Origin of the sequence: Gordonia sp. PP30 (assembly GCF_023100845.1) — a bacterium.
GTDB lineage: Bacteria > Actinomycetota > Actinomycetes > Mycobacteriales > Mycobacteriaceae > Gordonia.
The window spans coordinates 576,759-602,373 of the sequence record NZ_CP095864.1 but is presented as its reverse complement, the minus strand read 5'-3'; the positions used below and the strand labels follow the sequence as shown (position 1 = coordinate 602,373).

22 protein-coding genes and 1 pseudogene are annotated in these 25,615 nt (G+C 70.5%); 8 read left to right on the top strand and 15 right to left on the bottom strand.

From position 1 onward, the window contains the following. Positions 1 to 180: 180 nt before the first annotated feature. The gene (gene lysS, locus MYK68_RS02710) at positions 181 to 1,707 is read right to left on the bottom strand and encodes a lysine--tRNA ligase (RefSeq protein ID WP_247866199.1); all 1,527 of its coding nucleotides are present in this window, start codon (positions 1,705 to 1,707) and stop codon (positions 181 to 183) included. A gap of 707 nt (positions 1,708 to 2,414) precedes the next feature. Next, the gene (locus tag MYK68_RS02705; RefSeq protein WP_247866198.1) at positions 2,415 to 2,837 is read right to left on the bottom strand and encodes a rhodanese-like domain-containing protein; all 423 of its coding nucleotides are present in this window, start codon (positions 2,835 to 2,837) and stop codon (positions 2,415 to 2,417) included. A gap of 226 nt (positions 2,838 to 3,063) precedes the next feature. On the opposite strand from MYK68_RS02705, the gene MYK68_RS02700 reads away from it, so the two are divergent. Then, a complete protein-coding gene (locus tag MYK68_RS02700; protein WP_247866197.1) occupies positions 3,064 to 4,764 on the top strand; it encodes a TIGR03767 family metallophosphoesterase in 1,701 nt (566 codons plus the stop codon). A 40-nt stretch (positions 4,765 to 4,804) separates the two neighbouring features. Here MYK68_RS02700 and MYK68_RS02695 read toward each other — a convergent pair whose 3' ends face one another. The 3 genes from MYK68_RS02695 to MYK68_RS02685 all read right to left on the bottom strand — a co-directional run bounded on the left by MYK68_RS02695 (position 4,805) and on the right by MYK68_RS02685 (position 8,538). Next, positions 4,805 to 5,506, bottom strand: coding sequence for an SDR family NAD(P)-dependent oxidoreductase (locus MYK68_RS02695; RefSeq protein WP_247866196.1), 702 nt, complete (start codon positions 5,504 to 5,506; stop codon positions 4,805 to 4,807). Beyond that, on the bottom strand, positions 5,503 to 7,416 hold the full coding sequence (locus tag MYK68_RS02690) for an APC family permease (protein WP_247866195.1): 1,914 nt from the start codon (positions 7,414 to 7,416) through the stop codon (positions 5,503 to 5,505). Before MYK68_RS02690 ends, MYK68_RS02695 begins: the two co-directional genes overlap by 4 nt. Positions 7,417 to 7,605: 189 nt before the next feature. Then, positions 7,606 to 8,538 carry a LysR family transcriptional regulator gene (locus tag MYK68_RS02685; protein WP_247866194.1) on the bottom strand — a complete coding sequence of 311 codons (933 nt, stop codon included), beginning with the start codon at positions 8,536 to 8,538 and terminating at the stop codon, positions 7,606 to 7,608. A gap of 123 nt (positions 8,539 to 8,661) precedes the next feature. Here MYK68_RS02685 and MYK68_RS02680 point away from each other — a divergent pair, with 123 nt between their 5' ends. From MYK68_RS02680 to MYK68_RS02665, 4 genes are all read left to right on the top strand, one after another. Beyond that, positions 8,662 to 9,966, top strand: coding sequence for a flavin-containing monooxygenase (locus MYK68_RS02680; RefSeq protein WP_247866193.1), 1,305 nt, complete (start codon positions 8,662 to 8,664; stop codon positions 9,964 to 9,966). A gap of 8 nt (positions 9,967 to 9,974) precedes the next feature. After that, positions 9,975 to 10,739, top strand: coding sequence for an SDR family NAD(P)-dependent oxidoreductase (locus MYK68_RS02675; protein WP_247866192.1), 765 nt, complete (start codon positions 9,975 to 9,977; stop codon positions 10,737 to 10,739). Between the two features lie 43 nt (positions 10,740 to 10,782). Continuing rightward, on the top strand, positions 10,783 to 11,358 hold the full coding sequence (locus MYK68_RS02670) for a TetR/AcrR family transcriptional regulator (protein WP_247866191.1): 576 nt from the start codon (positions 10,783 to 10,785) through the stop codon (positions 11,356 to 11,358). Positions 11,359 to 11,441: 83 nt separating this feature from the next. Further along, positions 11,442 to 11,807 (top strand): hypothetical protein, encoded by a 366-nt coding sequence (locus tag MYK68_RS02665; protein ID WP_247866190.1) that lies wholly within the window; start codon positions 11,442 to 11,444, stop codon positions 11,805 to 11,807. 267 nt (positions 11,808 to 12,074) lie between these two features. On the opposite strand, the gene MYK68_RS02660 is transcribed toward MYK68_RS02665, so the two are convergent. The 6 genes and pseudogenes from MYK68_RS02660 to MYK68_RS02635 all read right to left on the bottom strand — a co-directional run bounded on the left by MYK68_RS02660 (position 12,075) and on the right by MYK68_RS02635 (position 19,905). Continuing rightward, entirely contained in the window at positions 12,075 to 12,521 is a 447-nt protein-coding gene (locus MYK68_RS02660; RefSeq protein WP_247866189.1) for a MaoC/PaaZ C-terminal domain-containing protein, read from the bottom strand. 58 nt (positions 12,522 to 12,579) lie between these two features. Next, positions 12,580 to 13,736, bottom strand: a pseudogene (locus MYK68_RS02655) (NAD(P)/FAD-dependent oxidoreductase). Then, positions 13,733 to 14,863: a Glu/Leu/Phe/Val family dehydrogenase gene (locus MYK68_RS02650; protein ID WP_247866188.1), complete on the bottom strand. Its 1,131-nt coding sequence runs from the start codon at positions 14,861 to 14,863 to the stop codon at positions 13,733 to 13,735. Before MYK68_RS02650 ends, MYK68_RS02655 begins: the two are co-directional and overlap by 4 nt. A 29-nt stretch (positions 14,864 to 14,892) precedes the next feature. Then, on the bottom strand, positions 14,893 to 16,431 hold the full coding sequence (amaB, locus tag MYK68_RS02645; RefSeq protein WP_247866187.1) for an L-piperidine-6-carboxylate dehydrogenase: 1,539 nt from the start codon (positions 16,429 to 16,431) through the stop codon (positions 14,893 to 14,895). Positions 16,432 to 16,558: 127 nt separating this feature from the next. Beyond that, on the bottom strand, positions 16,559 to 18,718 hold the full coding sequence (locus MYK68_RS02640) for a thiamine pyrophosphate-dependent enzyme (RefSeq protein WP_247866186.1): 2,160 nt from the start codon (positions 18,716 to 18,718) through the stop codon (positions 16,559 to 16,561). 5 nt (positions 18,719 to 18,723) lie between these two features. Continuing rightward, positions 18,724 to 19,905, bottom strand: coding sequence for an acyl-CoA dehydrogenase family protein (locus tag MYK68_RS02635; protein ID WP_247866185.1), 1,182 nt, complete (start codon positions 19,903 to 19,905; stop codon positions 18,724 to 18,726). 115 nt (positions 19,906 to 20,020) lie between these two features. On the opposite strand from MYK68_RS02635, the gene MYK68_RS02630 reads away from it, so the two are divergent. The 3 genes from MYK68_RS02630 to MYK68_RS02620 all read left to right on the top strand — a co-directional run bounded on the left by MYK68_RS02630 (position 20,021) and on the right by MYK68_RS02620 (position 22,391). Then, positions 20,021 to 20,911, top strand: coding sequence for a LysR family transcriptional regulator (locus tag MYK68_RS02630; protein WP_247866184.1), 891 nt, complete (start codon positions 20,021 to 20,023; stop codon positions 20,909 to 20,911). A gap of 129 nt (positions 20,912 to 21,040) precedes the next feature. After that, positions 21,041 to 21,811, top strand: a complete 771-nt coding sequence (locus MYK68_RS02625) for a glucose 1-dehydrogenase (RefSeq protein ID WP_247866183.1) — start codon at positions 21,041 to 21,043, stop codon at positions 21,809 to 21,811. 190 nt (positions 21,812 to 22,001) lie between these two features. Then, positions 22,002 to 22,391, top strand: coding sequence for a hypothetical protein (locus tag MYK68_RS02620; protein WP_247866182.1), 390 nt, complete (start codon positions 22,002 to 22,004; stop codon positions 22,389 to 22,391). Positions 22,392 to 22,473: 82 nt separating this feature from the next. Here MYK68_RS02620 and MYK68_RS02615 read toward each other — a convergent pair whose 3' ends face one another. Genes MYK68_RS02615 through MYK68_RS02600 form a run of 4 tightly spaced genes read right to left on the bottom strand, consistent with a single transcriptional unit; the run spans position 22,474 to position 25,575 of the window. Further along, positions 22,474 to 23,274 (bottom strand): type III pantothenate kinase, encoded by an 801-nt coding sequence (locus tag MYK68_RS02615; protein ID WP_247866181.1) that lies wholly within the window; start codon positions 23,272 to 23,274, stop codon positions 22,474 to 22,476. Beyond that, complete coding sequence (gene panD, locus MYK68_RS02610; RefSeq protein ID WP_247866180.1) at positions 23,274 to 23,699, bottom strand: aspartate 1-decarboxylase; 426 nt, start codon at positions 23,697 to 23,699, stop codon at positions 23,274 to 23,276. Before panD ends, MYK68_RS02615 begins: the two co-directional genes overlap by 1 nt. Next, positions 23,699 to 24,661, bottom strand: coding sequence for a pantoate--beta-alanine ligase (gene panC, locus MYK68_RS02605; RefSeq protein WP_247866179.1), 963 nt, complete (start codon positions 24,659 to 24,661; stop codon positions 23,699 to 23,701). The genes panD and panC overlap by 1 nt, the downstream gene beginning before the upstream one ends. Beyond that, positions 24,658 to 25,575: a Rossmann-like and DUF2520 domain-containing protein gene (locus MYK68_RS02600; RefSeq protein WP_247866178.1), complete on the bottom strand. Its 918-nt coding sequence runs from the start codon at positions 25,573 to 25,575 to the stop codon at positions 24,658 to 24,660. The genes panC and MYK68_RS02600 overlap by 4 nt, the downstream gene beginning before the upstream one ends. Positions 25,576 to 25,615 lie beyond the last annotated feature (40 nt).

The following is a 25,615-nucleotide window of genomic DNA, read 5'->3' as shown; positions in this document are numbered from 1 at the left end:
ACTTCAATGAGCAGAGTTTGCCACCGGCGCTAGCAGGTGGCGGACGGCCGATCAGTGTCTCGGTCCGAATCGCTCCGGCCCGTCTCGCTGACGACTTGGATTAAGTTACACACTCATTTCGTCGATCACAAATCGGCTGGTCAGGAAGCTTTCCGGCCGGTGTCGTCGACGACCGCGGAGTCAGTCCTGCCGCGGCTTCACGAGCGGGAAGAGCACCGTCTCCCGAATCCCGAGACCGGTGAGCGCCATCAGCAGGCGGTCGATGCCCATGCCCGTGCCGGTAGTCGGCGGCATTGCGTACTCCATGGCGGTGAGGAACTCCTCATCGAGCACCATGGCCTCGTCATCGCCGGCCGCGGCGAGCCGCGCCTGGTCGACGAAGCGTTCGCGCTGGATCACCGGGTCGACCAGCTCCGAGTAGCCGGTGGCGAGCTCGAAGCCGCGGACGTAGAGGTCCCACTTCTCGACCACACCTGGCACCGTGCGATGCGCGCGGACCAGCGGCGAGGTCTCGACCGGGAAGTCCCGCACGAAGACCGGCTGGTCCAAGTGCCGGCCCACCATGTGCTCCCACAGCTCCTCGACGAGCTTCCCGTGGCCGTAGCCCTTGTCCTTGGGGACCTCGAGGCCGACTTCGGCGGCGATGCCGAGGAGTTCGTCGACCGTGGTGCCCCGACCGTCGGCCTGCGGGATCACCTCGCGGCCGAGCGCCTCGGACAGCGATGGGTACATCTCGACGCTCATCCAGTCCCCGGAGAGGTCGTAGGTGGATCCGTCCGGCATCGTCGGAGTGAGGGTGCCGAGCGCGCCCTGCGCGACCGACTGCACCAGTTCGCGGATCATCGTCGCGGAGTCGTTGTAGTCGCCGTACGCCTGATAGGTCTCCATCATCGCGAATTCGGGCGAGTGGGTGGAGTCGGCGCCCTCGTTGCGGAAGTTCCGGTTGACCTCGAAGACCTTCTCCAGGCCGCCCACCACGCACCGCTTGAGGAACAGCTCGGGCGCGATGCGCAGGTACAGGTCCATGTCGAAGGCGTTCGAGTGGGTGACGAACGGGCGCGCGGCGGCACCGCCGTGCAGCGTCTGCAGCATCGGGGTCTCGACCTCGAGGAAGCCGCGACCGGCCATGAACGCCCGCAGCTGGGCCATCACCGTCACGCGGGTCCGCGCGATCTCGCGAGCCTCCGGCCGCACGATGAGATCCACGTAGCGCTGCCGTACGCGAGACTCCTCGTTCATCTCCTTGTGCGCGACCGGCAGCGGGCGCAGCGCCTTCGACGCCATCTCCCACGCATCGGCCATGATCGACAGCTCACCGGTGCGCGAACTGATCACCCGGCCGTGCACGAAGACGATGTCGCCGAGATCGACGTCCGCCTTCCATCGCGCCAGGGATTCCTCGCCCACCCCGTTGAAGCTGACCATCGCCTGCAGCTGGGTACCGTCCCCCTCCTGCAGCGTGGCGAAGCAGAGCTTGCCCTTGTTGCGCAGGAAGATCACGCGCCCCGCGACCCCCGCCTCGACGTCGGTCTCGGTGCCGGCTTCCAGGTGACCGAACTCGGCACGCAGCTCGGCGAGCGAGTGGGTGCGGGCGACACCGACCGGGTACGCCTCGCGACCCTCACCGAGGATCCGCTCGCGCTTCTCGCGGCGGATGCGCAGCTGCTCGGGGGTCTGGTCGTCGGTCTGGGGCGCCTGGTCACTCACGAGGTAACAGGTTAGGCGCGCCCCTGGTCCGCGGTCGAATTGGGCGAGGAGGGGTTTCGACGAGCTCAGCCGGCGGAGTCGGCCATCCGGCGAGGCGGAGCTTTCGACGGCTCGACCAGCGGAGCGACCCCGCCGGCCAGGCGAACGTCTCGGCGAGCCACATCTCCGGAGCCGATCGACCAGCGAGGCGGAAGCCTCGACAAGCTCGACCGACGGAACGACCTCATTGGCAGAACGCGTCTAAACAGGCTCCACCAGCGAAGTGATCCCGTCCGCAGAGCGCGGTCCTCGGCAGGCTCCACCAGCGGAACGACCTGACCGACGAGGTGGACGGCTTCGACAGGCTCAACCGGCGAAGCCGATCAGCCGACGCAGCGAGAGCGATAAGGCCAACCGACAGAGAGGGTCGACCGGCGAAGCGCGAGTCTCGACAAGCCCAACCACCGGACGACCCCATCGACATAGCAAGGCACGACAAGCTCGACCCGCGAAACCGATCAACCGGCAGAGCGTCAACCAGCGGAGCTCGTCGACCGGTGAGGCGCAGGTTTCGACGACTCAATCAGCAGGGCCGACCGACCAGTGAGGCGAAGGGCCAGCGTGGCGACGTTCCCGGGGAGTGACCGGCGGAGCGACCCGACCGGCGACGTGGACGCCCTCGGCAAGCTCAACCACCCGAGCGCCGGTCACAAGAACCCGAGGGCCGGTCACGAGAAGAAGCGGTGGGCGTCGGAGGTGTCGGTGCCGCCGATACCGGCGTCCCGCAGGGCGCGGTGGCCACCGACCAGGAAGCGGGCTCCGCGGATGCCGCGCGCCTGGAGGTGCCAGGCCAGGAATTCGGCGTCGTAGCCGTCATCGGTGACCAGGAGCCACTGGGCGTCGTACGACGCCGAGCGCAGCGACGACGGCGTCCCCGGCGTGAGGAGCGCGAGGGCCTCGGAGAGGTCGAGGGCGAGGGCGCCGAGCAGTGCGCCGTGCGTCCGGCGCGATTCGGCGGGCCGTAGATCGACGACGCGGATGCCCGCGTCGAGCGCGGAGCGATACTGCTCGACCTGCACCGAGAGCGGTGCGGGCGGTACGGCGAGCGGGGCGACGGAAGTGGTGACGGGAACGTCGATGGCGAGAGTCATCGGAAGAGTCCTCAGGGGGTGAGAGAGGGAGGGTCAGCGAGTGGGAGCCGGCCGCGAACGCGGCTAGCTCTGACAACACTCCTGACAGCGCTTCATCACGACGACGATTCTGCCATGCGACGCACACTCACCGAAAGAGTTTTGTGCACGGCGAACGGGAACCGCCGCACCCGCCGCCGATACACCCCTGTATCCAAAGGTGGTGACGCCCGTTACAGTTCCATTCATGTCCGATTCATCTCACGTTCCCGCCGCGCGCCCCGGCATCTCCCGACGCGACTTCCTGGTGGCGGGCGCCGCCGGTGCGGCCGCGCTGGCCGCGGGCTCGGCGGCCGGGGGCCTGGCGCACGCCGAACCGGGCGCGCTGGGCGGCGCACAGGTCGCCGGCACGACCCTCGCGCAGGTCGCCGTGCCGGGCCGCACGCGCAAGGGCGGATACCGCAAACTCACCCGGGGCGCGGGCTGGCCCCTGGTGGTCCGCCAGGAACTGGCCACCGCGCACGCCGGCCGGGAGGGCAAGCGGAGCGGCCTCGCGTCGTTCGTGCAGATGACCGACATCCACATCACCGACGTGCAGAGTCCGGCACGGTTCGAGTACGTGCACCCGATCCAGGGTCCGGCGTACCGCCCGCAAGAAGCGCTCGGCACGCAGGGCGCCGTCGCGCTGATCAAGCGCATCAACGCGCTGCCGGGCGGGCCGTTCACCGGCCGGCGGTTCGACTGCGTGATCAGCACCGGCGACAACACCGACAACCACGAGCACATCGAACTCACCTGGTTCCTGCGCCTGCTCTCCGGCGGCGACATCACCCCGAACACCGGCGCGAAGAACCGCTTCGAGGGCGTGCAGGCACTCGGCTCACAGCTGTACTGGCGACCCGAACTCGCGTCACGCGACATCTACAAAGACCGCGGCTTCGAGCAGATCCCCGGCTTCCTGCGCGCGGCGATGCGCACGCACCGCAGCCCCGGGCTCACGACGCCCTGGTACGCGGTCTTCGGCAACCACGACGACCAGTTCCTCGGCACCGTGCCGAACGGGATCCTCGACGGGATGTACATGTCGGCGGTCAAGTTCGACCTGCCCGGCACCGATCCGGCCGTCTCGCAGATCGCCGACGCGATGGCGTCGAACCCGGCGGCACTCGGCCCGCTGCTGTCCCAGCTGCGCGTCACCGGGCCGTCGTTCCCGGTGACACCGGACGCTCGGCGCCGTCCGTACACCGCACGGGAATTCGTCCGGCGGCACTTCGAGCCGGGTGCGCGCGGTCCGGGCCCGGTGGGGCACGGCTTCGCCGACCCGGACGGCCCGACCTGGTACACCTTCCCGATCGCGCCGGGCATGCGCGGTATCGCGATGAACACCACCAACAGCCTCGGCATCGCCGACGGCTCGATGGGCGAGAAGCAGCTGCGGTGGATCGAGCGCACCATCGCCGCCCACCACGACGAGCTGATCCTGGTCTTCAGCCATCACACGTCGAAGACGATGACCGCGAAGCTGCCCAATCCGGAGACGCCCGGCGAGAACCAGTACCTGGGCGACGACCTGGTGGCCATGCTCGCCCGGCACCGGAACGTAATCGCCTGGGTCAACGGCCACACTCACTGCAACGAGATGATCGCGCACCGTGGCAGCACCCCGGAGCACAGCTTCTGGGAGATCAACACGGCCAGCCACATCGACTTCCCGCAGCTCGCGCGGATCATCGAGGTGGCCGACAACCGCGACGGCACGCTCAGCATCTTCACGCCGCTGATCGAGGCGGACAGCCCGTACACCGCCGACGAGGACGACCTCTCGGCGACCGGACTGGCCAGCCTCTACCGCGAACTCAGCTACAACGACCTGCATCGCGACGACGACCTGCTCGGCAAGGTGGCCGACCGCAACTGCGAGCTGCTGCTCGCGCACCCGCTGCGCTGACCGCGGCGGCCGGCGGCCGATCCGCCGGCCGCTGCGCGTGTCAGCGGATGACGTCGCCGCCGGACAGCACGACGGTCTCGCCGGTCATGAAGCCGGCGTCGCTCGAGCCGAGGATCTGCACCCAGCGGGCGATCTCCGAGGGCTGCGCGACGCGGCCGATCGGGATGCCGGCCGCCGCCTCCTCCATGCGACCGGTGGCGGCGTTGCCCGGAGTCGCGACCCAGCCGGGCGCGATCGCGTTGACCCGGATGCCCTTCGGCGCGAGTTCCAGCGCGAGCGACTTGGTCAGCATCACCACCGCCGCCTTCGACGCGCAGTAGAGCAGCTGGCCCGGCGACACGGTGAAGGCGTCGACCGACGCGAAGTTCACCACCGCCCCGCCGTCGGACATGCGGGCGACGGCCTCGGCGGTCACGTTCAGCGTGCCGAGGACGTTGACGTCGAACACGAGGCGGTAGGTGGCCTCGTCGAAGGTGTCGAGGGTGGTCGGCGGGTAGACGCCGGCGATGTTGGCGACCAGCGACACCGGGGCCCCGCCGGCGGCGAGGTGGCTGTCGATGGCCTGGCCGATGGCCGCGCGATCGGTGACGTCGACGGCTACCGTGCGGACCGTCCCGGTCTCGGTGGCGTATTCGGTGGCCACCCGGTCGAGGGCCAGGACCTGCCATCCGGCGTCGGTCAGCAGTTCGGCGGCGGCGCGGCCCATGCCGCTGGCGGCGCCGGTCACGATGGCGGTGTTCACAGTTCCACTTCTTTCTCTCGGTGGGCGTCGGGATGGTCGACGCCCATCACGGCGGTGTCGGCGATCTCGGCGCGCAGCTCTTCGGCGCCCGCCGCGTCACCGGCATCCTCCAGCTGCTTGGCGGCCACCGACTCGGCTTCCAGCATCTTCATCTCGGGAACCGCGAACCCGCTGCGCAGCGCCCAGCCGTACGCGATGAGCGAGATCGCGATCGAGACGAGCACGTCCCAGGGGAAGGCCAGCAGCGGCTTCTCCAGCGGCCCGTACGACCCGATCCCGGCGATCACCACCTGACCGAGCAGCAGGAACACCAGCCAGTAGCCGCCACGCAGGTGCGGCAGGCCGTCGTCGCTGGTCAGGAACCGCAGCACGGCGAGGAAGACGACACACAGCGCGATCGCCCCGCCGAGGTACCAGAACATGGTCGACTTGTCGGTGGTCATGCTCGGTACCGCCAGCACGTACTTGCTGCGGGCGGCGACCCAGATCCAGCCGATCAGGAAGAGCGTCGCGAGCAGCGTCGCGGGCCCCCGCTTGACCCAGCCGTTGTACGTGGAGAAGGTGACCGCGTAGACGCTGAGCGCACCGAGCAGGATCGTGTTCAGGTTCACCAGCGTCACGAAACCGCACCAGTAGATGATCAACGACGCCGCCGCGAACCCGGCCGGTGCCAGCAGCCGCGCGGCGGGCAGGCGGTACGGCCGGACCAGGTCGGGCGCGGTGCGGCGCATCACCATCAGCGCCACCGACGCGGCCATCGTGCTCAGCACCAGCGCCGAGGAGATGAAGCCGACCAGGCGGTACCAGCTGGGCGCGGGCGCGAAGAACAGGCAGCCGACGATGAACGCGACGATCGCCGACGCGGCCGGCACACCGTGCTTGTTCATCTTGGTGAGGGCGCGCGGGAAGAAGCGGTTGATCGCCAGGCCGTAGCCGACGCGGGCACCGCCACCGAGGTAGAGGTAGCCCGCGGCGCCGGGCGAGATGATCGCGTCGAGCAGCAGGACCGACACGAACGCGCCGAGCAGAGCGTAGCCGGACGCCTTCAGGGCGGCGTTCAGCGGACCGTCGGCCCACGAACTGCTCTCCAGCGCGGCCCAGTCGCCCGGGTTGATGCCGGCGTCGTGCCAGTCGATGGCGCCGATGAGCGCGACCTGCAGGCCGATGTAGATGAGCACCGGGATCACCACGCAGCCGACCGTGCCGATCGGGATGTTGCGTTTGGGGTTACGCACCTCACCGGCGAAGTCGATGACGCCGCGGAAGCCCATCAGCGCGAAGGCGATGCCGGAGACCGCGACCGCCTGCAGCGTCGAGGAGAAGCCGGAGTGGCTGCCGCCGCCGTTCCCGAAGAAGCCGTAGTCGGTGTAGTTCTTCGAGTTGAAGACGAAGAACAGCATGATGAAGGTGATCGACGGAACGATGATCTTCCACCAGGTGATCCACCGGTTGGCCTCGGACAGGAGCTTGACGCCGAACAGGTTGATCATCAGGAACAGCACCATCAGGGGCAGACCCACGACGATGCCGCGCGGCCACGACAGCATCGAGATGCCGTCGGACTCGGTGAGCAGCCCCAGCTTCGGGTACAGGCCGCCGACGTAGGTGATGGCGGCGATCGCCTCGATGGCCGGCAGCGACACATTGGCCAGCCAGTACGACAGACCCATGATCCAGCCGGAGAGTCCGCCGTGCGAGAGATAGGGGTAGCGCACGATCGCGCCGCTGAACGGCAGCGCGGTACCGACCTCCATCCAGGCCAGCGCGATGATCATGGTGAGCAGACCGCCGATGATCCAGGAGACCACCGCCGACGGGCCGGCGATGCCGGCGGCGGCGAGCGCCGCGAACAGCCAGCCGGAGCCGATCTGGCCGCCGATACCGATGAACATCGCGGCTTGCAGCGACATCCGCCGTTCGAATTTGGCGTCTGTCTCATAGGTGACGGGTGGCGACGACGTCGACATGGTCCCTCCGGGGAAAGTCGGTGCAGGAGACCGATCGTCGACGGTGACGACCAGCGCTTTCCGAGTCTGAGGGAGACCTTAGAACTAGGTAAAGCCATGAATTCTACAAGCAGAACAAGGCTTTACCTATAGCTAGACGGTGGGTGCCGGGCCCGGAATGGCCGAAAGGAGTGCTCGGGCCAGGTTCACCACGGCGGTCGCGGCGGGCGAAAGCACGGCGTTGCGGCGCCAGACGAAGCCGTACTGCTCGATCAGCGGCGGGTCGAGCGAGGCGCCGTGCAGCCCGTGGGTGAAGCCCAGCGTCTCGACGACGGGCGGCGACGCGATGGTGTCGCCCACCCCGCGCCGGGCGAGTTCCAGCGCGACGGCGTACGACTCCACCTCGATCGCCGGCCGAATGGTGTGGCCCGCCGCCTGCGCCCGCGCGTTGAGCTGCAGGCGGGTGGGATCCATGTCGCCCCAGCGCGCCTCCGGCAGGATCAGGCAGGCATCGGCGATGGCGCCGATCCCGATCGGCCCGGCGGCCCGGTCGGACGCGGCCGTGTAGTAGCGGGCCTCTGATCGCCAGACCACCGGGCTGACCTGGAGGCCGCGGTCGTCGACCGGCAGCGCCACCACGCCCGCCTCCAGGTCGCCGCTGCGGACCGCCTCGGCCACCTGAACCGAGTTGAGTTCCTCGATCCGGAGCGAGACGCCCGGGTACAGCGCCCGGAACTCGGTGATCAGGTCGACGTTGATCAGGTCGTGCGAGCTGGAGAACGTCCCGAACGACACGCTGCCGCCGGTCAGATTGCGGACCGGATCGACCGCGGCCGCCGCCTCCTGTGCCGCGGCGAGGGTCCGCTCGGCATAGGGCACCAGGATCCGCGCGGCCTCGGTCAGGATCAGCTTGCGGTTGGTCCGGGTGAACAGCGAGACGCCGAGCGCACGCTCCAGCCTGCGGATCTGCTCGGACAGGCTGGGCTGCGCGATGAAATTCGCCTCGGCCGCCGCGGAGAGCGATCCATGCTCGACTGCCGACAGGAAGTACGACAGTTGCTGCAGCGTGATCGATGGTCCGGCCATCACTCAAGGTTAAACCTTGATGTGGGTGCAGCTAATGGATATGGACCGTATGGCGTTCGGCGTCGAACAATCGTCAATCAGGAGGGGCCGACGGAGCGCCCCCACGAGACGAAGGGACGCGACATGGCTCGCATCTGCATCATCGGCGCCGGCGCTGCCGGACTTTCCGCCATCGCTCAGCTTCGCGCCGCCGGGCACGACGTCGAGTGCTTCGAAAAGACCGATCGCGTCGGCGGCCACTGGCACACCGACTACGAAGCGCTGCACCTGATCACCGCGCGGGACGCCACGCACTTCGAGGACTTCCCGATGCCGGCCGACTACCCGCACTTCCCGCGGCGCGACCAGGTTCGACGCTACATCGAGTCGTACGCCGATCACGCCGGTCTGCGCGAGCACATCGCCTTCTCCACCGAGGTGGTCTCGGCCGAGCCCGTCCCGGCCGGCGACGCCCCGGTCGGCAGCGCCGGATGGCGGGTCGTGACCAGCCGCGGCGACGAGGGCATCTTCGACGGCCTCGTGGTCGCCAACGGTCACCTGTGGAGCCCGAAGGTCCCCGAGGTCCCCGGCACGTTCACCGGCAAGGCCGTCCACTCGAGCGAGTACAACAACGTCCGCGACCTCGAGGGCACTCGCGTGCTGGTCGTGGGTGCCGGCAACTCCGGCTGCGACATCGCCGTCGACATCGCCCAGCACCGGCTCGAGGCGGACGTCGTGGTGCGCAAGGGCATCCACTTCCAGCCCAAGATGTACTTCGGCGTGCCGCGCCAGCAGGTGGCCTGGATGAGCGAGTTCGACGCCACCGAGCAGGACCTCATCGCCCGGCTGCTCGCCCGCGTGGCGATCGGCGAGAACAACGCGTACCCGGGCCTGCCGATGCCCGAGTCTCGCGACCTGGCCGGCGGCGCGACCACCGTCAACGACCTGCTCCTGTACTGGATCCAGCACGGCCGCGTCACCGTTCGCCCCGGCATCGAGCGATACGACGGCAAGACCGTTCACTTCTCCGACGGCACGAGCGCCGAGTACGACTCGATCGTCTACGCGACCGGCTTCAACGTCGCCCTGCCCTTCCTCGACGGCGACCTGCTCGGCAGCGAGGACGGCGTCCCGCGCCGCTACGCCGGCGGGATCCTGCCGGAGGGCGCCGAGAAGCTGTACTTCGTCGGCCTCATCGCGCCGCGCGGCCCGCAGATCCCGATCTACGGCGTGCAGTCCAAGCTCGTCGCCGAGATGATCGCCCTGCAGGAGGCGGCCGGCCCGCGCGGTATGGCGCTGGCCAACTACTTCTCCGTGATGCAGGAGCCCGAGCTGCGCATCGACATCGTCCGCGCGATCTGGAACGACCAGATGGCCGACACCGAGCGTCTGCTCCGGTCGCTCGCCGCCACCCCGGCGCTGGCCACCAGCGGCGCGAACGGAAACTGAGGCCCGCCATGACGACCGCTTCCCTTCCACCATGCACCGGCCGGCTGGCCGGCCGGGTCGCCCTCATCACCGGCGGCGCCCGCGGTCAGGGCGCCGCCCACGGCGACCGGCTGTCCGCCGAGGGCGCCACGGTCTACCTCGCCGACGTCCTCGACGACGAGGGCGAGCAGACCGCGGCCGCGCTGCGCGACCGCGGCTCGGACGTGACCTATCTCCACCTGGATGTCACCGATCCGGACGGCTGGGCCGCGACGGAGTCGGCGATCGCCGAGCGTCACGGCCGGCTGGACGTACTGGTCAACAACGCGGGCATCGTGCATGTCACGCCGATCGCCGAGGAGACCCTGGAGGCCTGGAGCCGGCTGCTCACGGTGAACCTCACCGGTGCCTTCCTCGGACTGCAGACCATGCTGCCGCTCCTCACCGAGTCGGCGGCCGCGGCGGTGATCAACACGTCGTCGATCTTCGGTCCGTCGGGGGCGATCGGCTACGCCGCGTACGCCGCGAGCAAGGCCGGGCTCCTGGGCCTGACCCGGACCGCGGCACTCGAACTCGCACCCGCGGGAATCCGGGTGAACGCCCTGGTCCCGGGTGGTGTGGCGACGCCGCTCAACGCGAACGAGCCGGGCACCGGCGTGGTGCCGGAGACGCCGCTGGGGCGTCGTGCCGACCCGGTGGAACTCGCCTCGGCGGTGGCCTTCCTGGCCTCCGACGACGCGCGCTTCATGACCGGCACCGAGCTGGTGGTGGACGGCGGCTTCCGGGCCCGCTGAGCAATATTTGACCCACAGGTCAAAATAGGGCTACGGTCTCCCCATGGGAAGGCCCCGCACATTCGACGAGGACGTCGTCGTCGCCCGCGCGATGGAGACGTTCTGGACCCACGGCTACGCCGGCACGTCGCCGGCCCGGCTCGCCGAGACGACCGGTATCGCCAAGGGCAGTCTGTACAACGCCTTCACCAGCAAGCGCGACCTGTTCGACCGCTGCCTCGACCGCTACCATCGCCAGATCGCGGAGATGGCCGCAGAGCTGCTCGAGCGTCCGGGCACCACCCGGGACTGCTTCCGGGCGGCTCTGCGGGCCGTGGTCGACGACGATCTGGCGCAGCCGCAACGGCGCGGCTGCCTGATCGGCAACACCGCGGTGGAACTGGCCGGGGAGGACGGCGAACTCGCGCGGCGGCTCCGCCGCATGCAGGACGAGTCGACCGACTGGTTCGCCGAACGAATCCGCCGCGGCCAGCGCGACGGAGACGTCGCCGCGCAGGCCGACGCGCGGGCGCTCGCCGAGCACTTCGCCACCGTGCTCGCCGGACTCCGGGTGATGGCGATGACCCACGACGCACCCATGCTGTACCGCACCATCGAAACGGCCCTGACCGTGCTCTGACCCCCACCGCCTCCGGCGCCGCCCGGTGCCGGCTTCCGGGCTACCCCAGTTTTAGACCCGGAGTTCAAGAAAAGAGGAATCGCATGAGCACCACCGACTTCCAGCACGACTACCTGTCCACCTGGACCGAGCCCGATGCCCGCGCCCGCCGCGAGGTGATCGACCGGGTGTGGTCGCCCACCGGGCGCCTCGCGGTCTCCTCGCTCGGAATCACCATCGAGGGCGCGGAGAACATCGCAGCCCATGTCGGCGCCGTCCACGACGATCTGATCGCGGGCAAAGGCCTCGTCTTCCGCTACGACCAGGCGGTCGAGTCCGGCGACGGGCTCCTCCTGCGCTGGTCGATGCTCACCCCGGCCGGTGATGTCGTCGGCCGCGGCGCCGACCTGGTGTTCCGGGACGACGAAGGTCGCGCCCGCGCGGTGTACATGTTCATGGGCGTGAACTGATCACGGGACTCGGCGGGTGCTGAAGCGGCGCTCACCGAGCTGCGCCGAAGCCACCTCTCGAGAAGCGACTTCGAGGGCTGCTCCGATCGCGGCCGTTCTCCGTGGAGAACGGCCGCGCCTCGAGGAGCCGCACACAGCGCATGGAGCAGTAGGACGATTCCTAAGCGGAGTCGAAGGATGTTGCGCCGAAAGGCGGCCGTCGCCACTTCGACCGCGCGTCGTCGCACCTCAGCCCAACCACGGCCCGCTGTCCACGCGGGCACCGGGCTAGGCGTGGACGACGACGCTCGTGGTCGCGCGGAGCATCGTCGAGCCCGCCGCCGTCAACTCGGTGACGAGTTCGACGTCGGCGCGGCCACGGGCGTCGTCGACGTGCACCGCCTCGATCCGCGCCCAGCCGGACAGGACGTCGCCGGCGCGCACCGGGCGCAGGAAGTAGACGTCGTTCAGCGACCGGCCGGCGATCACCTTCCAGTCGCGATAGACGGCCTCGACGGTGAGCCGCTGCAGGATGGCGAGACTCTGGATGCCGCTGGCGATGAGACCGCCGAAGACACTGCGCCGCGCATCGTCGGGGTCGGTGTGGAAGTACTGGGGATCCCACTCCCGTGCAAACCGGACGATCTCGTCGAGGGTGAGCGGGTACTCGCCGAAGCCGTAGACGGTCCCCGGCACCAGGTCGCGGCCACCCAGGAGTTCGGTCGTATTCGTCATGGCTTCACCGTATTCCGCGGATCGGCGCGCCCCGCGCGCGGATCCGCTGGATCAGCGCTCACACGATGTTGGTCTCGCCGCGGAGCCGGTCGGGCGCGAACCGGTCGAGCCGGAAATCGGCGATGTCGTAGCCGGGCTCGCGGCCATGGTAGAGGTCGCGGATGATCTCGCCGGTCGCCGGGCCCATCAGGAAGCCGTGGCCGGAGTAGCCGGTCGCGACCAGGACGTCGTCGCGTACCCGATCGATGATCTGGTTGTCGTCGGGAGTCACCTCGTAGAGGCCGGCCCAGCCGCTGACGATCCCCGATTCGAGGATCACCGGCACCCGGAACTGCGCGATCTCGCCGACCTTCATCAGCCAGTCATCGAGCTCGAATCTCAGGTTGAAGCCGGGCTCCTGCGCGGGGTCGGCCCAGCCGATCAGCAGGCCGTCGCGTTCGGGCTCGAAATACAGCGCGACGGGAAGTCGATGGTCAGCGACGGCATCCGCGCGGGCAGATCGGGGATCGGTTCGGTGAAGGCGATCTGCCTGCGGTACGGCGTCACCGGGATGTCGACGCCGATCATGTCGCCGATCTGTCCCGACCAGGCTCCGGCCGCGATCACGATCGTGTCGGCAGAGATCACGCCGTGCGGGGTCACCACCTCGTAGCCGCCGCCCGCCCGCGGATCGACGCCGGTGACGCCGCAGTGGCGCACGATCGCCGCGCCGTGGCGGCGGGCGGCCGCGGCATAGCCGGCCACGATCGCCTCGGGGGTGCAGCGGCCGTCGTCCGGCGACCAGCTGGCCGCCAGCAGACCGTCGGTCTCGATCAGCGGCGACAGGCGTTTGGCCTCGTCCGGGTCGATCATCCGGGTGGGCACGCCGTGCGCGTTCTGCAGGGCGACGCTCTCGGTGAAGACGTCGACCATCGCCTGATCGGAGAGCAGGAAGAGGTAGCCGTTCCGCTCGAAGTCGGCGTCGTGCCCGTAGAGCTGCGCGAATCGCGAGTAGACGTCGAGGCCGCGCAGCCCGATCGCGATGTTCGACGCGTTGCTGAACGTGGCTCGCACGCCGCCTGCGGCGCGGCACGTCGACCCGGAGCCGAGTTCGTCCTTCTCCAGCAGGACCACGTCGTGCACCCCGGACTCGGCGAGGTGGAAGGCGATGGAGGTGCCGATCACCCCGCCGCCGATCACGACGACCGCCGCCTTCTCCGGAACCGTCTTGGTCATGCGACCCGTCCTTTCAGCCGCATGGCGCGGGCCACGCGGTCCTGCGCGGTGCGGCGCGCCGCCTCGTGCGTGGTGATGCCGTGCTCGGCGGCGCCGGCCAGCGTGTGTTCGGTGCCTGCGCGGAGCTTGCCGGTGATCGCGGTGAACACCCGCCGCGGATCGGGTGCGAGCCCGGAGAACCGGGCGTCCATCGCGACCGCGGCGGCGACCACTCCCCCGGCGTTCGCGATGAAATCCGGGACGACGGTCACCCCGCGCTCGGCGAGGACCCGCTGCGCGGCGGGGCTCGTGGGCAGGTTCGCGCCCTCCACGATCAGCGACGCCGGGAGCCGCGCGGCGAGCCGCTCGTCGATCACGTCTTGCAGGGCCGCCGGGATCAGCGCATCGGCGGCGACGGTCAGCTCGTCGCCGGGCGCCAGGGCGCGGGCTGTCGGGTGGTGCTCGACCAGCGCGTCACCGTATTCGTCACGCAGCGTGAGGAGTTCGGCGACGTCGAGCCCGTCTGGGTGGTGCAGTCCGCCGCGCGCGGTGGACACCGCCACGACCGTCGCGCCCAACTCGGCCAGCCGCCGGGCGGCGGCCGCGCCGACCGCCCCGAAGCCCTGGATGGCGACCGTCAAGGACGACGTGGACCGCCCCCGGTACGACGCGGCGGCGTCGAGCGACTCGGCGACGCCGAAGCCGGTGACCCCGAGCTGGTCGTACGGGAGACCGCCGAGTTCGTGCGGTGTCCCGACCGCGCCGCCGCGGCCGGCCTCGTCGAGCATGATCGCGGCATCGCATTCGGACAGGCCGACGTCGAGCCCGAAGACGTACTCCTCCGGCACCTCGTTGCGCAGCGCCCGGACGAAGGCGCGCAGGGCGGCCTCCTTGTCGGGGGACTCCGGGTCGAACCGGATACCGGCCTTGGCGCCGCCGTAGAACAGGTCGACGCCGGCCCACTTCCAGGTCATGTTCCGGGCCAGCCGGGCGACCTCGCCGACGGTCACCGACGGGGTCATGCGGGTGCCGCCCTTGCCCATGCCGCGGGCGGTGTTGTCGATCACCAGCACGCCGCGCATGCCGGTGCGGGTGTCGGAGACGCAGACCACCTTCTCCGGACCCCACTCGTCCATCGACTCGAACATTCGCCAGTTCCTCGATCGCTCGTCCGTGCTCAACCGAAGTTGACGCCCTGCGCGAGTGGCAGTTCGGTCGAGTAGTTCACCGTGTTGGTCGCGCGGCGCATGTAGGCGCGCCAGGCGTCCGAGCCCGATTCGCGGCCGCCGCCGGTGGTCTTCTCACCGCCGAAGGCGCCGCCGATCTCCGCGCCCGAGGTGCCGATGTTGACGTTGACGATGCCGCAGTCGGAGCCGTCGGCCGCCATGAAGCGCTCCGCCTCCCGCTGGTCGAGGGTGAAGACGGCCGACGAGAGGCCCTGCGGGACGTCGTTGTGCAGGGCGATCGCCTCGTCGAGCGTCGAGTAGGTCATCACGTACAGCAGCGGCGCGAAGGTCTCGGTGCGCACCACGTCGGTCTGCGCGGGCATCCGCACGATGGCCGGCTCCACGTAGTACGACGACCCGCCGCTCTCCCGGCGGGCACCGCCGGCGACCAGGGTGCCGCCCTGCTCCTGTGCGGCCTCGATCGAGGCGGCCATCTTGTCGTAGGCGCGCTGGTCGATCAGCGGGCCGACCAGGGTGCCGTCGGCGAACGGGTCGCCGATCGGCAGGCGTCCGTAGACCTCGGTGAGCCGGTTCACCAGGTCGTCGGCGATCGATTCGTGGACGATCACCCGGCGCATCGTGGTGCAGCGCTGACCCGCGGTGCCGGCGGCGGCGAAGACGATGCCGCGGGTGGCCAGGTCGAGGTCGGCGGACGGCGCGACGACGGCCGCGTTGTTGCCGCCGAGTTCCAGCAGGCAGCGGCCGAAGCGTGCCGCGACGCGCGGGGCGACCTGCGCGCCCATCCGCTCGGAGCCGGTGGCGCTGATCAGCGGCACCTTCGGGCTGTCGACGAGGACCTGGGTGGCATCGACGTCGGCGGAGACGACGACGTTGAGGTTCTCCGGTGCTCCCACGTCGCGCGCGGCCTGGTCGAAGACGGCCGAGCAGGCCAGGGCGGTTAGGGTGGCCAGCTGCGCCGGCTTCCAGACCACGGCGTCGCCGCAGACGATGGCGAGCGCGGTGTTCCACGACCACACCGCGGCCGGGAAGTTGAAGGCCGAGATCACGCCGACCACGCCGATCGGATGCCAGGTCTCCATCAGGCGGTGCCCGGGGCGCTCGGACGGCATGGTGGCGCCGGACAGCTGGCGGGAGAGGCCGACGGCCAGGTCGCAGATGTCGATCATCTCCTGCACCTCGCCGAGGGCCTCGGAGGTGATCTTGCCGACCTCGATCGAGATCAGCGCGCCGATGTCCTCCTTGTGTTCGGTGAGCAGCTCGCCGAGGCGCTTGACCAGGGCCCCGCGCACCGGGCCGGGAACGGTCCGCCATCGCAGGTAGGCGTCGTGCGCGCGGTCGATCGCGGCGGCGACGTCGTCGGCACCGGCAGCGGCCACCGGAAACAGGTCCTCGCCGGTGACCGGGGTGCGGGTGACGACGGTGTGGGCCGCGGGGGCCAGCAGTGCGTCGACGTCGACACCGCAGTTCGCCAGGCTGGTCTTGGCGAGCGCGCGCAGGTCGTCGGTGTTCGGCAGGGTCAGGGTGGTCATTCTCTTCGACTCCAGTGTTTTCGGGGGCGGGCCGGCGTGAGGCGTATCACGATGCTCCGCCGGGACGGTTCATCAGGACAAGCGATAGTTTTCGAGCGATTGTGTTTAGCTCTGCTGATCTATTTCGTCAGCGGCGACGCCCGGTCATGTCCCGGGCGGCGGCGACGACGGTCTCCTCCGAGAGCAGAACCTCCAGGGCGGCGTCGCCGAGCGGGATGAAGCTGTCCTCGCTGGTCACCCGGCGCACCGCACCGCGGTAGCCGCCGTCGAGCAGGGCCGTGACGACGCCCTCCGAGACCCCGCCGGAGCGTCGGGTCTCGTCGACCACGAGCACCCGGCCGGTCGCGGCCGCCTCCCGCATCAGGTCGTCGTCCGGCAGCGGCGCCAGCCAGCGCAGATCGACCACGCGCACGCCGATCCCCTCAGCCCGCAGCCGCCGGGCCGCCCGCAGGCTCATCGGGACACCGTTCGCGAAGGTCACGATGGTCAGGTCCGCGCCGTCGCCGTGGGTGCGGGCGCGGCCGATCGGCACCGGTTCGGCGCCCGGATAGGGCGCCGTCCAGAGACCGTCACCGTCGTCGTACAGGTCGCGGGAGTGGTAGAGCGCGATCGGTTCCAGGAAGACGCAGACCGCTCCGGCGGTGCGCGCCGCCGTCACGCACGCGTGGAGCATGCCCGGCGCGTCTCCCGGGTGCGACGGCGAGGCGATCACTAGGCCGGGGATGTCGCGCAGGGCCGCGACGGCGTTGTCGTTGTGGAAGTGCCCGCCGAAACCCTTCTGATAGCCGTACCCGGCGATCCGGACCACCATCGGGTTCCGGTAGCGGCGGTCGGCGAAGAACTGCAGGGTGGCGGCCTCGCCGCGGATCTGATCGGCGGCGTTGTGCAGGTAGGCCAGGTACTGGATCTCCGGGATCGGCAGCAGGCCGGAGACCCCGGCCCCGAGGGCGAGGCCGAGGATCGACTGCTCGTCGAGCAGGGTGTCGATCACCCGGGCACCACCGAAGCGCTTGCGCAGGCCCCGCGTGACGCCGTAGACGCCACCCTTGCGGCCGACGTCTTCGCCGAACACCAGCGCTTCCGGGCGCGTCTCGAGGACCTCGCCCAGCGCCGCGTTGATCGACTGGGCCAGACTGAGCGGCGCGCCGGTGCCGGCGGCGGGTTCGTCGCCCGCGGTGGCCGCGACCGATTCGGCGACGACCTCGGTGATCGGTCGGGCCACCGCCGCCGGCGAGACGAGCCGCGGGGCACCGGCGACCTCGGCCACCGTGCCGGCGACCCGGTCGCGGGCCCATTCGTAGCGAGCCAGGGCTTCGGTGGCGGTCAGCACGCCCCGATCGATCAGCGTGCGCGCGGCGGCGAGAACGGGATCCCGGTCCATCTCGGCCTCGATCTCCGCGCGCGACCGGTAGGCGGTCTCCAGGTCGGACCCGGCGTGCCCCATCAGCCGGACGGTGCGCAGATGCAGCAGCGCCGGGCGACGCATCGTGCGGACGAATTCGGCAGCCCGGCGAGCCGTCGCCGCCGTCCCGGCGATGTCCGTCCCCTCGGCGGCGAAGTATTCCAGTCCTGGCGATGAGGAGAACCTGCTCGCGATCCAGCCGTCCGGTGTCCGCGTGCTGATCCCGATACCGTTGTCCTCGCAGACCAGCAGCAGCGGCATCGGCCCGCCCTGGAAGGCGGTGTGCACGGCGGCGTTGATCCCGCCGAGCGCCGTCGAGTGGTTGGCCGAGGCATCGCCGAAGCTGCAGACCGCGAGGGCATCGGCGGGCCACGCGGAGTCGACGCCGAGCGCCGCGGCGCGGTCGATCGAGAAGGCCACGCCCACCGCACGCGGGACGTGCGAGGCGATGGTGGACGTCTGCGGGATCACGGCGAGTTCACGGCGGCCGAACACCTTGTGCCGGCCGCCCGAGATGGGCTCGTCGGCGGCGGCGAGGAGGCCGAGCACCACGTCGCGCACCGGGTCGATCCCCGGCACCTGCGCGGCGCGGGCCATGTAGAAGCCACCCGAGCGGTAGTGCAGGAGCGCCGGATCGGTCGGTCTCAGTGCCGCGGCGACCGCGGCGTTCGACTCGTGACCGGCCGAGCCGATCGTGTAGAAACCGCGACCGGCGGCGCGCAGCCGGCGCGCCGCGAGGTCGACGTGCCGGCTCAAGAGCTGCGCGTCGTACAGGGCGAGGAGGTCGCCGGGGGTGATCCCGTCGGCGACCGGCGACGCCGGGACCGCCGCGGCATCCAGGCCACCGATCAGTTCGGTGAAACGCAGGTCTACCGGCTCGGACACGACGGTCACCGGAACGCCGACTCGCCGGTCAGCGCCTGACCGATCATCAGCGTGTGCATCTCGGAGGTGCCCTCGTAGGTGAGCACGGATTCGAGGTTGTTGACGTGCCGCAGCACCGGGTATTCGGTGGTGATGCCGTTGGCGCCGAGGATCGTCCGGGCCGCTCGTGCGATGGCGATGGCCTCCCGGACGTTGTTCAGCTTGCCGACGCTGATCTGCTCCGGGCGGATCAGCCCGGCGTCCTTCCGGCGGCCGAGCTGGAGCGCCAGCAGCAGGCCCTTGCCGTATTCGAGCGACATGTCCGCGAGCTTCTGCTGGGTGAGCTGGTATCCGGCGATCGGCCGGCCGAACTGGACGCGGGTGCGCGCGTAGTCGACGGCGGTCTCCAGGCAGTCGCGGGCCGCCCCGAGGGCACCGAAGACGATGCCGAAGCGCGCCTCGTTCAGGCAGCTGAGCGGGGCGCGCAGGCTCGTGGCCCCGGGCAGTCGTGCCGACGAGGGCAGCCGCACGTCGTCCATGACCAGTTCGCTGGTCACCGAGGCGCGCAGCGACAGCTTCGAGGTGATCGGGTTGGCGGTGAATCCCGGGGTGTCGGTCGGCACGACGAACCCGGCGATCCCCTGCTCGGTGCGCGCCCACACCACCGCGACGTCGGCCACCGAGCCGTTGGTGATCCACATCTTGGTGCCGGTCAGGATCCAGTCGTCGCCGTCGCGGCGCGCCGCGGTCCGCATCCCGGAGGGGTTGGAGCCGAAGTCGGGTTCGGTCAGGCCGAAGCAGCCGATGGCGCGGCCGGCCGCCATCTCCGGAAGCCACCGCTCCTTCTGTTCCTCGCTCCCGTAGGTGTGGATCGCGAACATCGCCAGCGAGCCCTGCACGCTGACCAGGGAGCGCAGTCCGGAATCGCAGGCTTCCAGTTCCAGGCAGGCGAGGCCGTAGGCGACGGCCGAGGTGCCGGCGCAGCCGTATCCGTGCAGGTGCATGCCGAGCAGGCCGAGGTCGCCTAGTTCGCGGGCGAGTTCGGCCGCCGGGATCCGTCCCGACTCGAACCAGCCGGCGATCCGCGGGGCGAAGCTGCGCTCGACCAGCGACCGTACGCTGGCCCGGATGTCACGCTCCTCGTCGGAGAGCAGGGAGTCGACGGCGAACAGCTCATCGGGGCTGACGATGCCGGTGGGGTCGGTCATGGGCGGCGCACTTCCTCGGGGTCGGTCTCGGACCGTTTCATCGTCGTCCGCCGTTTTGAATAGCACTAGCGATAGATTTTTGATGTTTTCGTTTAGAGTTTCTTATATGGCGGCGATGAGTCTGACGCATCTCAACACCCTGCTCCACCTGGCCCGGAAAGGGACGATGATCGCTGTCGCGGACGAGCTCGGCTACACCCCGGGCGCGGTCTCCCAGCAGATCTCCGCGCTCGAACGCTGCGTCGGCACCGCCCTCATCGGCCGGTCCGGCCGCAACGTGATTCTCACCGACGCCGGTGTGGTCCTCGCCGCGCACGCCGAGACCATCCTGCGCGACGAGCGCGCCGCCCGGGACGCGGTGCGTGCCGTCGAGAACGACGCCGCCGCACCTGCGGCGCTCGGCGTCTTCGGCAGTACCGCGGGCGTCCTGCTCGCCCCGATCGTCGCGGAGGCGCGGCGCCGCTATCCGCTGCTCGATCTGCGGAGCCGCGAACTCGACGTCGACGACGCCGTGGCGGCGGTCCAGCGCGGCCAGGTCGACGCCGCGTTCGGGGTGGAGTACCCGCATCACCCGATGCCGCGGACCGCCGATGTGGAGACCGTCACGCTGCGCACCGAGCGATTCGGGCTGGCGGTGGCCGGCGGGACGTCGCCCGGTGCGGTGATGGATCTGGGAGCGGCGGCCGGCTGGGACTGGATCATGCCCGCCCCGGACACCCAGTTCGGTCTCGCCGTCCGGGCGGCCTGCCGGGACGCGGGTTTCGAGCCGCGGGTGCGGCACGAGATCACCGACACCGCCGTCTCACTGGCGCTGGCCGGCGCCGGTCTCGGCGCCACCTTCGTCACCGATCTGATGGTCGAGCTGAACAACCGGGTGCACATCGACCGGATCGGGCTGACGCAGGAGGTGACCCGGCGAGTCGTGCTGGTCCGGGCCGCGGGCTCGGCGGTCCGGCCGAGCGTGCGCGCGCTGACCGAGGTGGTGCGCGCCGTCGTCGCCGAGTGACGTCCCCCCCGGGCACGGCGCACAAAACGACCGCGCGATCTTGTCCCCGCGACACCTATCTCCGCGACCGGACAGACGGTTGACTGCGACCGAGGGCACACGCGGTGTCCGGGAAACGAGGAGAACTGTATGAGCAAGCAGTTGGATGGCAAGGTCGCCATCGTCACCGGCGCCGGCGCCGGATTGGGCGAGGCCATCGCGCGGCGGTTCGCCGCCGAGGGCGCGAAGGTCGTCGTCTCCGACATCAACGGCGCCAACGCCCGGTCGGTGGCCGACTCGCTGGACGGAGCCGTCGCGGTGACCACCGACGTCACCTCGGAGACCGAGGTCCAGGCTCTCGTGACGCGGGCGCACGAGGAGTTCGGGGCGCTGCACATCATGGTGCCGAACGCCGGCGTCGGCTTCGTGCAGCCGATCGCGTCGATGTCGTACGCCGACTGGCGCAAGACGACCGCGGTGAACCTCGACGGGGTGTTCCTGTCGATCCGCTACGCCGCGCCGGTGATCGCCGAGTCCGGCGGTGGCTCGATCGTCACGATCAGTTCCATCACCTCCACCGCGGGATCGCCACTGCTCGCCCCGTACGCCGCGGCGAAGGCCGCCGTCCGCAACCTGACCGAGACCGCGGCGATCGAGTTCCGCCCGGCCGGCGTACGGGTGAACGCGGTACTGCCGGGCTTCATCGACACCGCACTGGTCACCGCCGCGGCACCCGACTTCGAAGCGGCCCTCGGTCTGCCCGCGGGCGGGTTCGACGGCCTCATCGAGCAGAAGCAAGGGCGGTACGGGACCCCCGAGGAGGTCGCCGCCGCGACGCTGTTCTTCGCGTCCGGCGAGTCGTCGTGGTGCACCGGGAGCAGTCTGGTGCTCGACGGCGGCATGGTCGCCTCGCTGCTCTGAGCCGGGGAGAGGGCGGAGTCGTGGGTCGTCACGACCCGCGACTCCGCCGTCTGGCCGTCGCCGGATCGAGCGCTGTGGTTAACGCCACAGCGGTCGCGGCCCGATATACCGGGTAGCGGCCGACGCAGTCGATCGCGCAGGAATGGGGCGGCCCGGCCGCTGCCGCTCACCTGCGAAGGACGTGTTCACGATGCGACACCGAGTTCGCACGATCATCACGGCGGCACTCACCGCCGCCACCCTCGCCACCGGATCCGCCACACTCGCGGCGGGGCCCGCGGCGGCCGAAGGCTTTCCGGGCGGCCCGTGGTGCCACGGTCCGGCCAAGGTCAAGGCCGAATCCGACTGGTCCCGGGTACTCATCTGCCCAGTGCAGGGCCCAACTGGCTGGGCCTACAAGGGCAAGGCGCTGACCACCGGAAACGAGATCGCTCTCTGGGGCGCGACGCAGAATCAGTACGGCTTCCACGTCTCGAACAACGGGTACACCTACCACGTGCACCCGGACCGGCTGTGGATCACCGGACCCGACGGCGCCACGGTGTCGAGCGAGCCGTGGCGTTCCTACGAGTACCGCTGACCCTCGCATCCCACCCTCGTCTGCTGTCCGGTGGTCGTCTGACGACCACCGGACAGCACACGGGCCGGCATCCGGGCCGCGATCAGCGCGGGCGGGCGGCTTTGGCCCGCTCGTAGACGCGGCGGAGGCCGTCGAGGGTGAGATGCGGGGCGTGGTCGGTGAGGGTGCGGCACTCGTCGTACATGAGCGGGGCGAGGAAACCGGTGGCGACGACGGCCACGTCGCTGCCGCCGAAACCGGGGACGTCGTCGCGGATCCGCTGCACCAGGCCGTCGACCTGGGCGGCGAAGCCGAAGAGGATGCCCGACTGCAGGGCCTCGACGGTGTTCTTGCCGATCACGCTGCGCGGCGGGCGCAGCTCCACTCGCCGGACGGTGACGGTGTGGTCGGACAGCGCCTCGACACCCAGGTTGACGCCGGGCGCGATGGCGCCGCCGAGAAACTCCCCCTTCGCCGAGACCGCGTCGACCACGGTGGCGGTACCGAAGGCGACGACGATGCAGGGGCGGCCGGGGAAGCGGGCGTGCGCCGCGAGGGCGTTGGCGACGCGATCGGTGCCGACCTCCTTGGGATTGTCGACCAGCAGCGGAAGACCGGTCCGCACACCCGGCTCGAGCAGGACGTGCGGGCCGTCGCCGAAGTACCGCGGCGCCATCACCCGCAGCTCAAGGAGCAGGGACGGGACGGTGGAGAGCGCCGCGACCGCGGTCACCCGCTCGATGTCGTCGCCGAGCAGACCGCGGAAGGTGAGCGCGAGTTCGTCGGCGGTCAGGTGCGGGTCGGTGTGGATACGCCAGTCGCGCACCAGCGTCGCGTGGTCGCCGAAACCGGCGAACACCCCGAGATGGATGTTCGTGTTGCCGACGGTGACCGTGAGCAGCATCAGACCGCGGCGGTGGCGAGCTGCCGCGGATCCTTCAGGCCGGAGCCCGCGGGGACGTCGGCGGGATCGTCGGTGAGGGTGACCGGGCGGTTGAGCTCGTCGACGAAGACCACCTTCGGCGAGTAGGTCTTGAGCTCCTCCTCGTCGAGCATGCCGTAGGCGATCAGGATCACCAGGTCGCCGGGGTGCACGAGGTGTGCGGCGGCACCGTTGATGCCGATCACGCCGCTGCCCCGCTCACCGGCGATCACATAGGTCTCCAGGCGGTTGCCGTTGTCGATGTCGACGATCGCGACCTGCTCCCCTTCGAGGAGGCCGGCGGCGTCGAGGAGATCCTGGTCGACGGTGACCGAGCCGACGTAGTGCAGGTCGGCCTGGGTCACCGTGGCGCGGTGGATCTTGGACGTCATCATGGTGCGGAACATCAGTTGCCCTCTTCCGTAGCGGTGGAGTGGTTCTGTGCGAAGAAGTCGCGCCCCGCCTCGTCGTCGTAGGCCCGGCGGACACCGCCGAGATCGACGCCGACGTTGTCGAGGAGCCGGGTGTCGCCGAATCGGGCGGCGATCAGCAGGCGGCCGTCGCCCTCGGCGGACGGGTCGCCGAGGTTGCGGTCGCGCAGTTCGAGGTAGTCGACCTCGATCTCCGGGGCGGTCGCCAGGACGGCGCGGGCGGCGGCGAGGGCGGCGTCACCGCCGTGCTCGGCGGCGTGCGCACCGGCCAGCAGGGCCGCCGACAGGGTGGTCGCCAGTTCCCGGTGCGCGGGCGAGAGGTAGCGGTTGCGCGAACTCATCGCGAGGCCGTCGGCCTCCCGGACGGTCGGCACGCCGATGATCTCGACGTCCATGTTCAGGTCGGCGACCATCTGGTTGATCAGCACCAGCTGCTGGTAGTCCTTCTCGCCGAAGTACGCGGCGTGCGGAGCGGCGATGTTCAGCAGCTTGTTCACGACGGTGAGCATCCCGGCGAAGTGGGTGGGCCGCTGCGCGGCCTCCAGGCCGCGGCCGGCCGCACCCGGATGGACGGTGGTGCGCGGACCGTTCGGGTACATCGCCGAGACGGTCGGCGCGAAGACCAGCGGCACACCGAGCGCTTCGAGCTTCGCGCAGTCCTCGTCGAACGTGCGCGGGTAGGCGTCGAGGTCCTCCCCCGCACCGAACTGCAGCGGGTTGACGAAGATCGAGACGATGACGACGGTGTTGCCGCGGCTCTTGGCGGCGCGGACCAGTTGCAGGTGGCCGTCGTGCAGGGCGCCCATCGTCGGGACCAGGGCCACGCGCTTGCCGGTGGCACGCAGCGCCGCGGAGACCCGGTGCAGTTGTTCCGGGTCGCGGTGCACGGTGAGCGCGCCGGGCGTGTACGGGGCCTGCGCGGCCTGCTGGATCGTCATTCGGGCAGCACTCCGATCGAGTCGAGGAAGTCGGCGGGGGCTCCGGCGGCCGCCGCGGCGCGCGCCGAGAGGACGCGGTAGCCGAGGGCCACGCCCGGGTCGGGCAGCGTTTCGAGGGCACGGCGGTGGCGTTCGACGGTCGCCCGGTCACCGCGGGCGACCGGGCCGGTCAGCGCCGACGGCCCGAGCGCGAGGACGTTCTCCAGCGAGGCCCGCACCAGCGGGCCGAGGATCTGCTCGGGCAGGCCGGCGGCGCCGCCGTCGACGGTGGCCTGTTCGGCGAGGCGATGGGGGCCGTCGATGGCCGCCCGCAGGGCCGTCACCGCGTCGGTGATCAGCGCGATCAGGTTGTTCGCGCCGTGCGCGAGAGCGGCGTGATAGAGCGTGCGCTGCGACTCGTCGATCCGCACCGGGGTACCGCCGATCTCCAGAACCAGCGAGGCCGCGACCGCGTCGGCGAAGGGATCGTCGGTGGTGATGCCGAAGCACGACGACGCCAGGCGCGCGGTGTCGTCCGGGCTGTCGACGAAGGTCATCGCCGGGTGCAGGGCGAGCACCATGCCGCCGCGCTCGGCGACGGGAGCCAGGATCGCGGTGCCGTGGGCGCCCGCGGTGTGGGCGACGATCTGTCCGGGCCGCACCCCCGCGGCGACCTGGTCGATCACGGTCGGCAGTTCGGTGTCGGGAACGGCGAGCAGGACCAGCTCGGCGGCGGTCACGACCTCGTCGACGGTGCCCAGCCCGGCGAAGGGGAGGCGGCGTTCGGCGCGCTCGCGGGAGACCTGCGACGGGGCGTGGACCGCGGCCACTCGATGTCCCGCCGCGGCGAGCGCTTCGCCGAAAGCGGTGCCCACGCGGCCGGCCGACACGACGCCGACAGTCAGGCGCGGGGCGGGCAGGGATGCGTTCACCATCGTCCTCCGTCGCAGTTCCAGTCCCGGCTCGGCCGGGTAC

What these genes read in the sequence shown, in the direction of transcription:
- MYK68_RS02670 (WP_247866191.1), top strand. Translation starts at nt 10,783, where the DNA reads ATGGGAAGGCCCCGCACATTCGACGAGGACGTCGTCGTCGCCCGCGCG.
- panD (WP_247866180.1), bottom strand. Translation starts at nt 23,699, where the DNA reads ATGTTCCGCACCATGATGACGTCCAAGATCCACCGCGCCACGGTGACC.
- MYK68_RS02620 (WP_247866182.1), top strand. Translation starts at nt 22,002, where the DNA reads ATGCGACACCGAGTTCGCACGATCATCACGGCGGCACTCACCGCCGCC.
- MYK68_RS02665 (WP_247866190.1), top strand. Translation starts at nt 11,442, where the DNA reads ATGAGCACCACCGACTTCCAGCACGACTACCTGTCCACCTGGACCGAG.
- MYK68_RS02660 (WP_247866189.1), bottom strand. Translation starts at nt 12,521, where the DNA reads ATGACGAATACGACCGAACTCCTGGGTGGCCGCGACCTGGTGCCGGGG.
- MYK68_RS02615 (WP_247866181.1), bottom strand. Translation starts at nt 23,274, where the DNA reads ATGCTGCTCACGGTCACCGTCGGCAACACGAACATCCATCTCGGGGTG.
- panC (WP_247866179.1), bottom strand. Translation starts at nt 24,661, where the DNA reads ATGACGATCCAGCAGGCCGCGCAGGCCCCGTACACGCCCGGCGCGCTC.
- MYK68_RS02680 (WP_247866193.1), top strand. Translation starts at nt 8,662, where the DNA reads ATGGCTCGCATCTGCATCATCGGCGCCGGCGCTGCCGGACTTTCCGCC.
- MYK68_RS02700 (WP_247866197.1), top strand. Translation starts at nt 3,064, where the DNA reads ATGTCCGATTCATCTCACGTTCCCGCCGCGCGCCCCGGCATCTCCCGA.
- MYK68_RS02690 (WP_247866195.1), bottom strand. Translation starts at nt 7,416, where the DNA reads ATGTCGCTGCAAGCCGCGATGTTCATCGGTATCGGCGGCCAGATCGGC.
- MYK68_RS02675 (WP_247866192.1), top strand. Translation starts at nt 9,975, where the DNA reads ATGACGACCGCTTCCCTTCCACCATGCACCGGCCGGCTGGCCGGCCGG.
- MYK68_RS02635 (WP_247866185.1), bottom strand. Translation starts at nt 19,905, where the DNA reads ATGACCGACCCCACCGGCATCGTCAGCCCCGATGAGCTGTTCGCCGTC.
- MYK68_RS02705 (WP_247866198.1), bottom strand. Translation starts at nt 2,837, where the DNA reads ATGACTCTCGCCATCGACGTTCCCGTCACCACTTCCGTCGCCCCGCTC.
- MYK68_RS02625 (WP_247866183.1), top strand. Translation starts at nt 21,041, where the DNA reads ATGAGCAAGCAGTTGGATGGCAAGGTCGCCATCGTCACCGGCGCCGGC.
- MYK68_RS02685 (WP_247866194.1), bottom strand. Translation starts at nt 8,538, where the DNA reads ATGGCCGGACCATCGATCACGCTGCAGCAACTGTCGTACTTCCTGTCG.
- MYK68_RS02600 (WP_247866178.1), bottom strand. Translation starts at nt 25,575, where the DNA reads ATGGTGAACGCATCCCTGCCCGCCCCGCGCCTGACTGTCGGCGTCGTG.
- amaB (WP_247866187.1), bottom strand. Translation starts at nt 16,431, where the DNA reads ATGACCACCCTGACCCTGCCGAACACCGACGACCTGCGCGCGCTCGCC.
- MYK68_RS02630 (WP_247866184.1), top strand. Translation starts at nt 20,021, where the DNA reads ATGAGTCTGACGCATCTCAACACCCTGCTCCACCTGGCCCGGAAAGGG.
- MYK68_RS02650 (WP_247866188.1), bottom strand. Translation starts at nt 14,863, where the DNA reads ATGTTCGAGTCGATGGACGAGTGGGGTCCGGAGAAGGTGGTCTGCGTC.